17 protein-coding genes and 1 riboswitch are annotated in these 15,080 nt (G+C 36.9%); of the genes, 6 read left to right on the top strand and 11 right to left on the bottom strand.

The features are described 5' to 3' along the window. Positions 1-52 precede the first annotated feature (52 nt). Positions 53-874 (top strand): DNA ligase, encoded by an 822-nt coding sequence (locus QV06_RS05840; RefSeq protein WP_065237321.1) that lies wholly within the window; start codon positions 53-55, stop codon positions 872-874. Here QV06_RS05840 and yqfB read toward each other — a convergent pair. Together yqfB and QV06_RS05830 are read right to left on the bottom strand one after the other, a co-directional pair. Continuing rightward, positions 838-1,167 (bottom strand): N(4)-acetylcytidine aminohydrolase, encoded by a 330-nt coding sequence (gene yqfB / locus QV06_RS05835; protein ID WP_065237348.1) that lies wholly within the window; start codon positions 1,165-1,167, stop codon positions 838-840. The two genes, QV06_RS05840 and yqfB, sit on opposite strands and share 37 nt — an antisense overlap. A 4-nt stretch (positions 1,168-1,171) precedes the next feature. Then, positions 1,172-1,825, bottom strand: coding sequence for a trimeric intracellular cation channel family protein (locus QV06_RS05830; RefSeq protein ID WP_065237320.1), 654 nt, complete (start codon positions 1,823-1,825; stop codon positions 1,172-1,174). Positions 1,826-2,194: 369 nt separating this feature from the next. On the opposite strand from QV06_RS05830, the gene QV06_RS05825 reads away from it, so the two are divergent. The 3 genes from QV06_RS05825 to QV06_RS05815 all read left to right on the top strand — a co-directional run bounded on the left by QV06_RS05825 (position 2,195) and on the right by QV06_RS05815 (position 4,298). Beyond that, positions 2,195-3,454 carry an NRAMP family divalent metal transporter gene (locus QV06_RS05825; protein ID WP_065237319.1) on the top strand — a complete coding sequence of 420 codons (1,260 nt, stop codon included), beginning with the start codon at positions 2,195-2,197 and terminating at the stop codon, positions 3,452-3,454. 76 nt (positions 3,455-3,530) lie between these two features. Then, positions 3,531-4,007 (top strand): low molecular weight protein-tyrosine-phosphatase, encoded by a 477-nt coding sequence (locus QV06_RS05820; RefSeq protein ID WP_082985048.1) that lies wholly within the window; start codon positions 3,531-3,533, stop codon positions 4,005-4,007. Positions 4,008-4,076: 69 nt separating this feature from the next. Then, positions 4,077-4,298 carry a YdcH family protein gene (locus QV06_RS05815; RefSeq protein ID WP_065234744.1) on the top strand — a complete coding sequence of 74 codons (222 nt, stop codon included), beginning with the start codon at positions 4,077-4,079 and terminating at the stop codon, positions 4,296-4,298. Between the two features lie 96 nt (positions 4,299-4,394). Here QV06_RS05815 and dctM read toward each other — a convergent pair whose 3' ends face one another. The 9 genes from dctM to metJ all read right to left on the bottom strand — a co-directional run bounded on the left by dctM (position 4,395) and on the right by metJ (position 10,605). After that, the gene (gene dctM / locus QV06_RS05810; RefSeq protein WP_065233635.1) at positions 4,395-5,678 is read right to left on the bottom strand and encodes a C4-dicarboxylate TRAP transporter large permease protein DctM; all 1,284 of its coding nucleotides are present in this window, start codon (positions 5,676-5,678) and stop codon (positions 4,395-4,397) included. 3 nt (positions 5,679-5,681) lie between these two features. Next, positions 5,682-6,317: a TRAP transporter small permease gene (locus tag QV06_RS05805; RefSeq protein WP_065233634.1), complete on the bottom strand. Its 636-nt coding sequence runs from the start codon at positions 6,315-6,317 to the stop codon at positions 5,682-5,684. 65 nt (positions 6,318-6,382) lie between these two features. Further along, the gene (locus QV06_RS05800) at positions 6,383-7,369 is read right to left on the bottom strand and encodes a TRAP transporter substrate-binding protein (protein ID WP_167348599.1); all 987 of its coding nucleotides are present in this window, start codon (positions 7,367-7,369) and stop codon (positions 6,383-6,385) included. 416 nt (positions 7,370-7,785) lie between these two features. Beyond that, positions 7,786-7,932, bottom strand: a complete 147-nt coding sequence (locus QV06_RS11460) for a FeoB-associated Cys-rich membrane protein (protein ID WP_082985047.1) — start codon at positions 7,930-7,932, stop codon at positions 7,786-7,788. A gap of 73 nt (positions 7,933-8,005) precedes the next feature. Continuing rightward, complete coding sequence (gene feoB / locus QV06_RS11955) at positions 8,006-9,094, bottom strand: ferrous iron transporter B (protein ID WP_245174255.1); 1,089 nt, start codon at positions 9,092-9,094, stop codon at positions 8,006-8,008. Positions 9,095-9,223: 129 nt separating this feature from the next. Next, entirely contained in the window at positions 9,224-9,397 is a 174-nt protein-coding gene (locus QV06_RS11950) for a hypothetical protein (protein ID WP_245174254.1), read from the bottom strand. Then, positions 9,394-9,759 carry a FeoB small GTPase domain-containing protein gene (locus QV06_RS11945; RefSeq protein WP_245174253.1) on the bottom strand — a complete coding sequence of 122 codons (366 nt, stop codon included), beginning with the start codon at positions 9,757-9,759 and terminating at the stop codon, positions 9,394-9,396. Before QV06_RS11945 ends, QV06_RS11950 begins: the two co-directional genes overlap by 4 nt. A gap of 50 nt (positions 9,760-9,809) precedes the next feature. Further along, entirely contained in the window at positions 9,810-10,070 is a 261-nt protein-coding gene (locus QV06_RS05790) for a FeoA family protein (protein ID WP_065237316.1), read from the bottom strand. Between the two features lie 217 nt (positions 10,071-10,287). Then, the gene (gene metJ / locus QV06_RS05785) at positions 10,288-10,605 is read right to left on the bottom strand and encodes a met regulon transcriptional regulator MetJ (protein WP_065233630.1); all 318 of its coding nucleotides are present in this window, start codon (positions 10,603-10,605) and stop codon (positions 10,288-10,290) included. A gap of 181 nt (positions 10,606-10,786) precedes the next feature. On the opposite strand from metJ, the gene metL reads away from it, so the two are divergent. Next, positions 10,787-13,213: a bifunctional aspartate kinase/homoserine dehydrogenase II gene (metL, locus tag QV06_RS05780; RefSeq protein ID WP_065237315.1), complete on the top strand. Its 2,427-nt coding sequence runs from the start codon at positions 10,787-10,789 to the stop codon at positions 13,211-13,213. Positions 13,214-13,385: 172 nt separating this feature from the next. Then, positions 13,386-13,483, top strand: a riboswitch (glycine riboswitch). A 96-nt stretch (positions 13,484-13,579) separates the two neighbouring features. After that, positions 13,580-14,974: an alanine/glycine:cation symporter family protein gene (locus tag QV06_RS05775; RefSeq protein ID WP_065237314.1), complete on the top strand. Its 1,395-nt coding sequence runs from the start codon at positions 13,580-13,582 to the stop codon at positions 14,972-14,974. The last annotated feature ends 106 nt before the right edge of the window (positions 14,975-15,080 follow it).

Genomic DNA, 15,080 nt, shown 5'->3' with positions numbered 1-15,080 from the left:
CTTCTTTTATCGTAATTTCTTATGTTAAGACCTTTCGATAAAAGGAGGCATTATGCGAATTGTTTATTTTATTTACTGTTTATTATTTTTGTTACCAGCCGCAGCGAAAGAGTCTGTGATGTTATTAAAAGAATATCAAGATCAAGACCTTAATGGATGGGTAATGAGCGAAAAATTAGACGGTGTTCGTGGTTTTTGGGACGGTAAGCAGTTGATTACTCGGCAAGAGAATCGTTTATCTCCACCAGACTATTTTATTAAAGATTTCCCTCCGTTTGCGATTGATGGCGAATTATTTAGTGAACGCGGTAAATTTGAAGAAATTTCTAGTATTACTCGTAGTTTAGAGGATAAGGGATGGCATAAGTTAAAATTATATGTCTTTGATGTTCCTAATGCAGAAGGAGAGCTCTGGCAACGGTTACAAGTACTACAAGATTATTTAGCAAAACATCCTTCACCTTATATTGAAATTATTCCACAGTTACCAATAGCAAATAAGCAGGCCGTATATCAATTTCTCGATCAGATAGAACAATTAGGTGGAGAGGGCGTTGTTGTACGTAACCCAGCAGTCCATTATACCGTTGGACGGAGTAGCCAAATTTTAAAATTAAAACGCTATCAAGATGAAGAGTGCACAGTGATTGCACATCATAAAGGGAAAGGGCAATTTCACAATGTGATGGGATCATTAACATGTGAGAATTATCGAGGAAAGTTTAAAATCGGATCCGGTTTTTCATTAGCTGATCGAACAAATCCACCACCGATTGGAAGCGTGATTACCTATAAATATCGTGGGGAAACTGCAAAAGGTAAACCGAAGTTTGCCGCTTACTGGCGACAACGTTCTTCTTCATTGACTAATTGATAGTGAATTACATACAACTGATCTGTATTTGGATAAATATCACGAATAACTTGTTTTAATTCTGGCAAGGTCATATTTTCTTGACTCGCATGAGTATCATTTAATTGATGATAAGAGAGCGGCGTGATTGCCAGAATCTTAATTTTTGCAAACCATTGATGTTGTTCATAAGTAAATACATCAACGATACTACCAATAGCGAAATCTTTTTCACTAGCATCACGGATTGTGATAGTTTTTGTTCCGTTGAGAATATTGGTCTGGAAACATTGGTAAAAAGTAATTTCTGTCATCATTTTATTTTTTCCTTTTTGGTAATTTATTCACCCAAGCCCAATTTTTATCTTCTTGATAATCAAAAACAGGCAAACCTAGACCGAAACGAATAGCGAGTAATCGAGAGAAAAAGCCTGTTGCAAGAGTAATTAAAATAACGGCATCTTGTGGAATATGAGTTTCTTGTAAGGCGATATAAATGACCGTGGCTAAAAAGGCAATACTGGCATACAGTTCTTTCTGAAAAACGAGTGGAATGCGGTTACAGAGTAGATCTCGTAATACTCCACCAAATGCACCAGTAATAATTGCTGCAACAGAAGCAATAATAAAACCATGTCCCATATCGAGAGCTACTTGTGCACCAATAATTGAAAAAACGATTAAGCCTAACGCATCTAAAATTAAGAAAACTGCTTTTAGATAACGCATTAAAGGAGCAATAAAGACAGTTAATATGGCAGCACCAGCGACAATAGCAATATATTCTGGGTGCTTTACCCAACCTAAAGGGTAATGTCCTAATAACACATCACGCACAGAACCACCACCGATGGCAGTCACAGAAGCAATAATGATAACGCCAAAAATATCCATTTTTTCTCTACCTGCGGCTAAAGCACCTGTAATAGCTTCAGCAGTGATACCAATTAAATAAAGAATTGTTAATAGCATAATGATCTGTCTTCTATTGTGAGAGGTAGAGATTGTACTTGAAAGTACATTTTTTCGTGAGTGTTTTTTATTAGTAATATTGTCAATAGGTTACAGAAAAAGTAATAAAAGGATTAAATAATCAGCAAATAAACTGTTACGGAGTTGTTTTTAATAAAAAAATTAAACGCTAACAAGTTCCTCTTGCTTAATTATCAATAAGTTAATCATGATGTAATTTGGTTTTTTATTCTTATAAATTATAAAAATGTAGTTTTTTATAAAATTTAATCAGGGATAAACTCTGGATTTTGACATTGATCTCAGGATTTTTTTGTGTTGTGATTTTTGAGATAACACAACTTATTACATATAAAAAGAGCATTTACTATGAATACAACTACTTTAGATCAACACTCGTCAACTTCTACAATCAAAAGTTGTCTTTCTGCATTAGGGCCAGGTATTTTAATGGCTTCTGCCGCAGTCGGTGGATCACATCTCATTGCTTCAACACAGTCTGGTGCTATTTATGGTTGGCAATTAGCGATCATTATCATTTTGGCGAATGTCTTTAAATATCCTTTTTTCCGTTTTGGAGTGCAATATACGCTGGATACAAATAAAACCTTACTTGAAGGATATCAAGAAAAAGGAACATTCTATCTATGGATTTTCTTTTTACTCAATATTTTTGCCACAATGATTAATACGGCAGCAGTTGCATTGCTCTCTGCGGTGATTTTATCTTTTGTACTGCCATTACCAGTACCAACATTAAGTTTAACTGTATTGGTGATTAGTTTAGGGATTTTGTTATTAGGACAATATCGTTTATTAGATGGTTTGTCTAAGCTGGTGATGATTTGCCTAACAGTTGCCACAGTCTTAGCAGTGGCTATTGCTGCGATTCGTGGTGGTGTTGCTCCAGAAGGTTATGTGAGTGAAAGCCCTTGGCAATTAGGTGCGTTAGCCTTTATTGTCGCATTAATGGGATGGATGCCAGCGCCAATTGAAATTTCTGCAATTAATTCTATGTGGGTGGTAGCAAAAAAACGGATCACCGAAGTGTCATATCGTGATGGGATATTTGATTTTAATGTGGGATATATTGGTACAGCGATTTTGGCGCTTATCTTTTTGGCATTAGGTGCATTAGTGCAGTATGGTTCTGGTGTACCTGTGGAAATGGTAGGTGGTAAATATATCGCACAATTAATTGGAATGTATTCATCAACAATTGGTGAATGGGCAAAAGGGTTAATTGCATTAATCGCATTTCTCTGTATGTTTGGTACTACTTTAACCGTAATTGATGGGTATTCACGTACAAATGTCGAAAGTTTGAGATTATTACTTCATAAAAAAGGTACAAGAGCTACTTATTTAAATATCTCTTTTATTTTAGCAACGTTATCTGGTGCAATGATTATTTTCTTCTTCAATAATGCATTAGGCCCAATGTTAAAATTTGCAATGATTGCTTCTTTTGTTACAACACCAATTTTTGCTACATTAAATTTATTGTTAGCCTTGCGAGGAAAGCATCGAGTAACAGGCGGACTCTACTGGCTTTCTTTAATTGGCTTACTTTATCTTACTGCATTTGCATTATTATTTATTGTGTATCAATTAGGTTGGTTAAATTAATCAAATACTTGCTTGCTATATTTGAGATAAGGCAGTAATTTTACTGCCTTATTTTTTTAGTTTATAGGAAATTACTATGCATAAAATCAGTGTATTATTTGTCTGTTTAGGGAATATCTGTCGTTCACCAATGGCTGAATTTATTTTTAAGGATAAAGTACAGAAAGCGGGATTAAGTGAATTTATTCAGATTGATAGTGCAGGAACCGCTGGTTGGCATAGTGGAGAAGGAATGCATTGCGGTACAGCAGATATGTTAGATTTACATAAAATTGAGAGCAATGGCTTTCGTAGTCGGCAAGTACGCAAACAAGATATAACACAGTTCGATTATATTATTGGTATGGATGACAGCAATATTGAAGATTTAGAACGTTTGTTTGGTCATCACCCAGAGCAGGTTTTTAAAATTACTAACTTATGCCCACAATTAACCAAAGAGCATATTCCAGATCCTTGGTACACGCATAACTTTGCGGAAACATATAGTTTATTAGATCAATGTTGTGAAGCATTATTGCAGAAAATAAAACAACAAATAGACAAAGTGTGATGTTGTTCACAGTAGCTTAATAGGAAAAACGCTATATTAAGGATAAGTTACTATCCAGAGGAGAAAGTTATGTTTCCAGAATATCGTGATTTAATTAGTGTATTAAAAAACCAAGATAAGCATTTTGCTAAATTATTTGATGAGCATAATGAACTCGACCATAAAATTCAAAATATGATAGATAAGATCGATTATGGCACTCCAGAGGAAATCGAAACGCTTAAAAAAATGAAATTACGTTTGAAAGATGAGATGTATGTCATTCTGAAACAATATGCAGAAAATAAATAAGATAAAACCCAGCTAAAAAGCTGGGTTTTATTTTGTTGTGATATGGTAAAAATAAAGGCACATTTAATGTGCCTTTATTTATTATATCTAAGTAAGTTATACCGCACCTATTGCATTTGGTAATGCAAGAGAGATAGCTGGAATATAGGTTACAGCGAGGAGGAATGCCAACATCAATAACAACCAAGGTGTAGCTGCTTTGATAACTTGTGGTAATGATAATCCTGTAATCGCTGAAGAAACGAACAAGTTAAGTCCAACTGGTGGAGTAATCATACCAATTTCCATATTTACAACCATAATGATACCTAAGTGAATTGGATCAATTCCGAGTTGTGTTGCGATAGGGAACAAAATTGGTACTAAAATTAAGATAATTGCAGATGGTTCCATAAATGCGCCAGCAATTAACAGAACGATATTAACCACAATTAAGAATTGCCAACCTTGGAGATTCATTTCTGTCACAAGTTGGGTAAGTTGTTGTGGAATTTGTTCAGTGGTGAGTACATGCGCAAATAACATTGCATTGGCAATGATGAACATCAACATGATACTTAACTTACCTGCTTCGAGAAGCACTTTTGGACACTCTTTTAATTTGATGTCTTTATAGATAAACACAGAAACAAAGAATGAATAGACAGCTGCAACGGCAGCAGCTTCAGTCGGTGTAAATGCGCCACTATAAATACCACCAAGAATAATGACCATGAGGATTAATCCCCACAATGCTTTTCTGGCAGCTCTGAACCACTCTCTTACACTCGCTCTTGGTAAAGCAGGCAGATTTTTTAGTCGAGCAACAATATAGATAGCAACCATTAAGACCACACCAAGGAGTAATCCCGGTACAACCCCAGCCATAAATAACCGTCCTACGGAAGATTCAGTTGCTGCGGCATAAACCACCATAACTACAGATGGTGGAATTAAGATACCTAATGTTCCTGCATTACATACGATACCAGTACCAAATTCAACCGGATAACCTGATCTTACCATCCCAGCAATTGCGATCGAGCCAACAGCCGCTACAGTAGCGGGACTTGAACCTGATAATGCAGCGAAAAGCATACAGGAGAGAACAGAGGCAATGGCTAGACCACCGCGAATATGTCCAACGGTTGCATTAGCAAAATCAATTAAACGGCGAGCTACACCGCCAGTTGTCATAAATGCACCCGCAAGGAGGAAGAATGGAATTGCTAATAAAGTATAGTGTTCAGAGGTTTCAAAAAGTTTTATTGCCACAGAGCTAATAGAGTCTTGGCTGAATAAAATAATTACTAAAGAACCCGATAATCCCAATGCAACGGCAATTGGTACGCCGATAAACATTAAGAAGAATAAACATGCAAACAAGAAAATAATAGTCATAGATTACTCCTTATGTTCTTCTTCAGAATCTTGTAGTTTGACGGCGTCTTTCGCTTCATCAGCTAAACCGAGATCATTTTGTTTACCTTGTAATAAGCGAACAAAAATTTCGATGAAACGGGCAAATATCATGAAGTAACCGATAGGAATAATCATACCGAGATGCCATAGTTGGATACCGAAATGTTGTAAATCCTCTGCACCTACATTCGCAATAAGTAATGCTGTTACCCAATCGATGCTTGCTACCATAATGATGCCTGTATAAATTAAACAGGTAAGACAAGCGAAAATACTGATGTATCGTTGAGTTGGTGTAGAGAATTTTTTAACGATAGCATCAATTCCAATATGACCCGCTGTACGCACTCCATAGGAAGCGCCAAAAAAGATTAACATTGCAAAGAATAATTTTGTTAAAGCAACACTCCATGTCATTTCTTGAGCAATTGTCATTGAGAATGTTGCGATAGGAATACAGATAGATTCGAGGCTTGGGTAGGCATCCGCTAAGTCAAAGAAAGGCGTATAAAGATTGTTAAACATGACATAAACGAATGTGACCAAGGTCATTAACGCTAGGGAAAATGCAATCATGAACTCCTCGAGTTTTCCCCAGAGGTAATTAAATTGTTGCATAGATGCTCCTTACAAACTTGAGCAGAGAAAGTGCGGTAGCTTGTACCGCACTTACGTTTTACAGACTATTTTTTGTTAGATTCTTCGGCAGCTTTGATTAAATCAGCACCGATTTTATCTTCAAATTTTTTCCAGACAGGGCGCATTGCATCACGCCATTCTTTTCTTTGTTCTGGTGTTAAAGTAATGATTTCAGTTGTTTTCGCATCAAGAATACGTTGTTTATCAGCAAGGTTGAATTCATGTGATTTTTTGTTCACATCATCACTGACAACATCCATTACTTCCATCAAACCTTTACGTACATCATCTGGTAAACCGTCCCAGAATTTACTGTTTACGATAACCATATAAGAAAGTAAGCCGTGGTTAGATTCAGTAATGTATTTTTGTACTTCATTGATTTTTTGTGAATAGATGTTTGAGTATGGGTTTTCAGCACCATTTACTACACCAGTTTGTAAGCCTTGATACATTTCACCGAATGCCATTTTACGAGGTACAGCATTAAGTTGTTTAAATTGAGCATCAAGCACTTCAGAGTTTTGTACACGGAATTTCAAACCACGAGCATCTTTAGGTAAGACAAGTTTTTTATTTGCTGAAAGTTGTTTAAGGTCATTGTTCCAGTAACCTAAACCAATGATACCTTTATCTTTCATACTATTAAGTAAGCTTTTACCTGCATCACTTTTTTCGAAACGTTGTACAGCTTCGATGTCGTTAAATAGGAATGGCAAATCGAATAATTGAATTTTTGGTGTGTATTTATCGAATTTAGCTAAAGATGGTGCAAGCATTTGTACGTTATTTAATAACAATGCTTCCATTTCTTTTCCATCCCCATAAAGAGATGAGTTTGAATAAACTTCAACTTTTACTTTACCTGGGAATTTTTCTTCAACTAATTTTTTAAATAATAAAGCACCTTGACCTTTTGGTGTATCATCTGCAACAACGTGAGAGAATTTAATCACAATTGGGTCAGTAGCAAATGCGCTTCCAGAGAAAATTGCTCCGAAAGTAGCAACAGTAGCAAGAACTTTAAACATAGTTTTTTTCATAAGCAGATCCTCTAATTTATATGAGTGAGTTTGTGTATGCACAAATAAGATTATTTAAATGCTAAATTTTAGTAAAGCGGATTTTTTTAAAAAGTTGATCTCATTCTCAAAAATTTAATAGAAATTTAATAAAACCGTTTAAAAATAAAGCATAAGTATAGAGAAAAGCTTTTTTGAGCATGTAAAGGGATATAACTCTTTGGTGGTAATTTTTTTTATGGTTAGGAAGAGAATCATTGCTGTAATAGTGAGTTGGCGTTGTTTCTGTAATGAAAGGATGAAGAAGATGATACGTAAATAGTTATTTTTGAGAGTAAGTAATCAGCAACATGAATTTGTTAATAAAAAGAGAAGAAAATGGTTGAGATACATTATGTATATAAGAATGTATCTCAACTAAATAATTAGTGGCAAGATTTCTGATTTGATTGGGTTCCACAACGACAACAATCGCCACAAGCATTTCCTTTAGCTCGTTTTTGTTTAAAGTTATAAAACAAATAAGCTACAGCACCAATAAATAAGAGGGCAACAATAAGATATTGGATCATAAACCGGCTCCTAATGCGAGATGATAAACGATATAGGCAAACAGATATGCCAATAGTGAGAGATATAGGGTAATTAGTAAGGTTTTTTGGTTGATTTAGTTTCTCGTTTGATCACAGCAAGCGTAGCCATACACATTGGTACATAGACATACCAAGCTAAGAACGATAATGCAGTAGGTAGTCCCCAACTTTGATTAATAATTAGTGGAATCAAAAATTGTTGGGCTGCTTCTTCAGAAACTGAACCGACCGAATAAACTGTACCAAGCGCTGCAACTACCACCTCTCTTGCCGCAATACCCGGCACCATAGCGATACACATTTCCCAAGTAAAGCCAATTGGGCGGAAAATTGGTTCAAGGAAATGCCCTAAGGTACCAGCAAAGCTATAATCAATTGCCGGTCCAGCTGCTTGTTCTGGTGCAGAAGGAAAACTGACTAATACCCAAAGAACGATGCTTAAGGCAAAAATAATTGTACCGGCACGTTTCAGAAAGGCACTAACTCGTTCCCATAGTGTGACCAAAATATGTTTAAAGTTTGGCACCCGATAAGTTGGTAATTCCATTAATAATGGGAACTGTTGTACTTTTCCTTTATGTTTGGCAAAGAGTTTTAAAACAAAAGCAATGAATCCCACTGAAATAACACCGATCGCATAGAGTGCAAAAAGCGTAAGCCCTTGTAAGTTAAAAATTCCCCATACTTGTCGATCAGGAATAAGCGTAGCAATAATTAAAGCATAGACGGGTAAACGAGCTGAACAAGTAAGTAACGGTGCAATGGCAATCGTTACTAAACGTTCACGAGGATCGGTAATCGTTCTTGCTGACATAATTGCTGGAACTGCACACGCAAATCCAGATAATAAAGGAATAAATGAACGACCAGATAATCCACTTTTTGCTAGAAAACTATCCAGTAAATAAGCTCCACGAGGGAGATAACCTGAATCCTCTAAAACTAACAACAAAGCAAATAAAATCGTAATTTGTGGCAGGAAAACCAATACGCTACTGATTCCAGCAATGACCCCATCAACCAACAGATCCCGAACAATGCCTTCCGGTAATACTGTGGTTACCCATTCAGCTAACCAACCAAATCCAGCTTCAATCAGATCCATAAAAGGCGCGGCCCAAGTATATACAGCTTGGAACATCAGTAACATCACAATAATAAGGGCGAGTAATCCCCAGACAGGATGTAAGAAAATATGATCTAAAGTTTGATGCCAGCGAGGTAATGAATTTACATTCTGTACACTCTCAGCAAGGATATGATCTACTTGTTAGAATAATAATTCACTGTCTAGATTATCGGTAATTTGTTCTAACTCGGCTGTTGTTTTTTGCGTTGGTGTAACGGTTTGCATTAATGCTTCAACAGCAGTTTTGACGTTTTCTAACCCTTGTTTCCTAACAGCAATGGTACTAATTACAGGTACTCCAAGGAGTTGAGTCATTTTTTTGTATCAATTTTTAAACCACGAGCAGTTGCTACATCATATAAGTTGATCGAGATAATCATCGGCAAACCAAGTGATTTAAGTTCTAGTGCCATACGTAATGTCATACGTAGATTAGTGGCATCAGCGACCGCAATAATAGCATCTGGAATTTTCCCAAGATGACCAAGTAATACATTACGGGAAACTTCTTCATCAGGGCTGGTGGTATGCAGGCTATAAGTACCTGGTAAGTCTAAAATAGTGATATTAGGATGGCCCAGTAACATACCTTCACGTCTATCTACTGTAACACTAGGATATTTAGTGATACGAGCATTAGAACCGGTTAAGGCATTAAATAAAACGGTTTTCCACAATTCGGTGGGCCAATTAAGGCAAAATTAAGATGATTTGACATAACAACAAATTATTTTAAGTAACACAGTATTTTTTCAGCTTCTGCTTTGCGTAAAGAAAATTGTGAATGGTTATCAAGGCGTACCACATAAGACCCTTTCCCGAGTAATCCTTTTGCAATGATAGTGACAGGACGATGAGAGGAAAAGCCAAGCTCTGCTAAGCGAAGGCTAACAGAACGATCTTGTGAACCAAAAACTGGATTATCGATAATATCTTTAATATAAGCTTGTTGATGTTTAGCTAACTGATGAAGAGGATAAACAGACATAGTAATAATTTCCTAACTTCTTTCTGGTGAATCTTATTTTAAATCTAAATAAGAAATATTCCTAATATTGATAATGGGAAGTAATTCTAGCGGATAGTCTGTGGATATTGTTTGGTATATATCAAGTTAATTTAGGGGAGAGGAGGATAAAAAAAGGATAAAAACGCACTAAAAATAGAAGAGGAGGAGGTGGCGTTTTTATCCTAAAAGGTGGAAATTAGTATTCCCATTTATCGGGATCGATGCCTTTTTCACGCATTAATACTTTAGCATCTTCAGGAATTTCATCATGTCTGTCTTTTAGAAGATCTTCATCTGTTGGTAAAGGCTGACCAGTAAATGCGTGTAAAAATGCTTCACAAAGTAATTCACTATTGGTTGCGTGGCGGAGGTTTCGAATCTGACGGCGGGTGCGTTCATTAGTTAAAATTTCCAAAACTTTAATTGGAATTGACACAGTAATTTTTTTTACTTGCTCACTTTTTTTGCCATGTTCTGCATAAGGACTGATATATTTGCCATCCCAGTCAGCCATAATGTATTTCCTCTAAATTCCACACAATGTGTAGTATTTTAATCAAAATTACCTATGATGACAATCTAGCCTTAAAGACATCTAGATTTCTTTTTCATTAAATTTTGTTGTGCTGCGTTGTAATAGGATTGTGTTAGAATACTCAGCGTTTCTGTATATCGCCATTGGAAGGAGGTTAAGGATGCAGACAGTTTCTCGTTATCAAGTGCATAAGTTTGGTGGCAGCAGTTTAGCTAATGTGGATTGTATCCGAGGTGTTGCCTCAATCATTCAAAATTATAGTAAAGAAACTGATGTAATTGTGATCTCGGCGATAGGTAAAACTACAAATTTATTAATCGAATGGGTTGAAGCGTCACGTACAGATACAGTGAGTGCTAATCGTATTTTACAGAATTTGCGCCATCAATATCTCTCTTTAGTGAATAGTCTATTAAATCACCCAGAAGAAGTCGCACAATCTTTCGTTGATGATACCCTCTATCTTTCCTCATTATTAGATAAGCCATTTAGTGAAGCAATTTATGCAGAAGTAGTCGGGCATGGTGAGATTTGGTCAACTCGTTTAGTCACCGCTTATTTAAACCAACAAGGTATTCCAGCAGTATTTGTTGATGCAAGAGATTTTATGGTGGCAGAACGTACTGTATTACCTAAAGTCCGTGTTGCGCCAAGTAAACGACGTTTACAGCCTATTTTAGAGGCTTATCCAGATAAACGTTTAGTTATTACCGGGTTTATTAGTCGTAATGCAGCTGGGGAAACAGTGCTATTAGGGCGAAATGGTTCGGATTATTCTGCGACACAAATTGCAGAACTAGCAGAAATTGAAAATGTAACGATTTGGAGCGATGTGGCGGGGGTGTATTCGGCTGATCCTCGGTATGTAAAAAATGCAACTTTATTGCCATTATTGCGGTTTGATGAAGCGAATGAATTAGCGCGGTTAGGTGCCCCTGTATTGCATAGCCGTACATTACAGCCAGTGAAAGAGTGCCAATTAAAATTGCAATTACGCAGCAGCTTAAAACCAAATGAAGGGACAACGCGTGTCGAGCACGTTTATTCATCTTCTGCGCAAGGTAAGATTGTGACTTTCCACAACCATATCGGTTGGATTGAGTTAGTGATTCCACAAAACCAAGTTTTGCAAAGTTGGTTACAACGTTTTCGTGCTTGGATGCAAGAGCATCAATTAGATGCTTTGGTTGAACAATTTATTGAAAGTAGCCGTACTTTACGTTTGGTTTATACCAACGAATATATTGATACGGCATTTATGCAGTTTAAACAATTACCGTTAATCACAGATTCAATCTCTATTCGTTATGATTTAGCCTTATTGGCGATTGTTGGTGCTGGCGTATGTCAGAATTCGTTACAGATGTTACGTTTCTCGCAAATGCTAAAAACACAGCCATTAGAGTTTATGTGGCAATCTGAAGATAACATCAGTGTAGTTGCTATTTTACGTCAATCAGTAAGTCGAGAATTATTACGTAATGTGCATGATGATTTATTCAGAGCACATAAAACAGTAGGCTTAGTGGTATTAGGAAAAGGTGAGGTCGCTAAAACTTGGGTAAATCTTTTCCGCCAAGAACAAGAGAAAATTGCGGCACGCAGCCATTTTGATTTTTCTTTAATTGGGATTGTTTCTAGCCAAAAAGCGTGGCTCGATCATCAAGGGTTGCTAACCCATATCAAAGAAAATAATTGGGATAATCAATTTGAACAGTCAGCTCGAGAGTTTGTGCCGGATGAATTGATCCAGTGGATGAGTATGCATCCGTTTGATGAATTAGTTATTTTGGATTTTACCAATAGTGATGAAGTTGCTGCGCATTACGCAGATTATGCAAAATATGGTTTCCATGTGATCAGTGCGAATAAACGTGCAGCTGCATTTGATCTTGATACATACCATCAGATTGAAGCAGCATTCTTACAATCAGGGAGTTATTGGCTGTATAACGCAACTGTGGGTGGTGGATTACCTATTAATACTACTATCCATGATTTGGTGGAAAGTGGGGATACAATCTTGTCAATTGAGGGAACATTCTCCAGTACTTTGGCTTGGTTGTTCTATCAATATGATGGGTCGGTGCCTTTTTCTATGTTGTTAGAACAAGCATGGCAACAAGGGATGACTGAACGAGATCCTCGAGAAGATTTATGTGGATTAGATGCGTTACGTAAATTATTAATTGTGGCAAGAACGGCGGGCTATGATTTGGATCGTACAGATGTCAAAGTAGAACCTTTGATCCCAGAACATATGCTTGACGTACCATTAGCAGAATTCTTTGAACAATTACACGAAATTGAGCCTTTTATTAATGAACATTATCATGATGCCAAAGAGGAACATGGCGTATTACGTTATGTAGTGCGTTTCCTTGCGAATGGACAATCAAAAATTGGCTTAGAAATTTGCTCAAGTGAAGATCCAATAGGACGTGTGCTACCGGGGGAAAATTTATTCCTGATTAGAACATTATGGTATCGCGATAATCCATTAGTGATTCATGGGCCAAGTGCTGGTGTGAAAATGACTGCGGGAGCAATCCAAGCAGATTTAAATCGCTTAGTAAAATTATTATAGAAAGCGAAAGGATACACCTTGAGCAAGTATAGATAACTTGTTAAAATTTCGGCTTGGTTTCAAGAGCAAACTTGAAACCGAGTTCGGATGAAGGTAGCTGGAGAGTAGAGAATTAACTCTACGCCGACGAGGTAAACTCTTTCAGGCGCTGTTTACAGCATGGACTGTTACTGGACGAACCCTTGGAGAGATCCGTAATAAACGGACGCCGAAGGCGCAAAAAAATCTTTGATTTTTGAAACGCTCAGGCAAAAGGACAGGGGCAGGAAAGATAAAATTTCATTTCATGTTATCGCTTTTTGGCGATTTTTCTTCTTTTATTCTTTTCTACTCCTTGTATTTAGCTTTTTTATTTACGAGGAAGTCATGAGTTTCAATGAAATCTTAGCATCAATTGATAGCTTTGTTTGGGGACCACCGCTCTTAATTTTATTAGGTGGAACAGGAATTTATTTTAGTTTTCGCTTAGGGTTCTTACAGATTTGGGCTTTACCGCGTGCATTACGCTATATCTTTAAAAAAGGGAATACCGGTGAAGGAGATGTATCTGCGTTTGCAGCGTTATGTACAGCACTCTCAGCAACGATTGGAACAGGGAATATTGTCGGGGTAGCTACAGCAATTCAAGCAGGTGGACCAGGGGCAATTTTCTGGATGTGGATTGTTGCTTTCTTTGGAATGTCAACAAAATATGCAGAATGTTTATTAGCGGTGAAATATCGTACCAAAGACAAAAACGGCTTTATGTCAGGCGGACCAATGTATTACATTGAACGCGGCTTAGGTATCAAATGGTTAGCTAAATTATTTGCAATCTTTGGCGTGTTGGTCGCTTTCTTTGGTATTGGAACATTCCCACAAATTAATGCAATCACTCATGCAATGAATGATACCTTTGGGGTCTCAACAGTGATTACAGCAATCGTGATGACTGTATTGGTCGCGATGATTATTCTAGGCGGAGTAAATCGTATTGCTGTGGTTTCTTCATTAATCGTGCCATTTATGGCGTTACTTTATGTAGGAACTTCAGTAGTTATTTTAGTATTGAATTGGAATCTCATTCCTGATGCGCTTGCCTTAATTATCCATAGTGCATTTAATCCAGAAGCAGCCTTAGGTGGGGTAATTGGTTTCACGGTGTTAAAAGCGATTCAATCTGGTATGGCAAGAGGTATTTTCTCCAATGAATCTGGTCTAGGTAGTGCGCCAATTGCCGCAGCAGCAGCACAGACAGAAGAGCCAGTACGCCAAGGATTAATTTCAATGACCGGTACATTCTTTGATACCATTATTATTTGTACCATGACGGGGTTAGTGATTGTATTAACAGGTGTCTGGAATAGTAATATTGAAGGAGCCGCAGTAACAAATTTAGCTTTTGCACAAGGTTTAGGTCATAGCGTTGGTGCAACGATTGTGACAATTGGTTTGTTATTCTTTGCCTTTACCACTATTTTAGGCTGGTGTTATTACGGTGAACGCTGTTTTGTCTATCTAGCAGGGATCAAAGGGATTAAATTTTTCCGCACTTGTTTTATTCTATTAATTGCGGGTGGTGCTTTCATTAAATTAGAAATTATCTGGAGTTTAGCGGATATTGTGAATGGTTTGATGGCAATACCAAACTTAATTGCATTAATTGGATTACGTAAAGTCATTATTCAAGAGACAAAAGATTACTTTGCTCGTTTACGTGTTTCAGCGAAAGATCGAGATGAGGTGTTAGCTGAGAAGGGGTTTAGTAGTAGTTATAATTAAATGGTGAAGTGTGTAGTATAACTAATACTATGTACTTAGACTTGTTGGTAAACTTGAAATTAATTACAAATCTTAATAAGTGTCTAGTGGGTTCCCTCTCACACTT

This window comes from Gallibacterium genomosp. 3 (genome assembly GCF_001678475.1).
Lineage (GTDB): Bacteria > Pseudomonadota > Gammaproteobacteria > Enterobacterales > Pasteurellaceae > Gallibacterium > Gallibacterium faecale.
The sequence above is the reverse complement of the archived record's forward strand: the minus strand, read 5'-3'. Positions and strand labels throughout refer to the sequence as shown.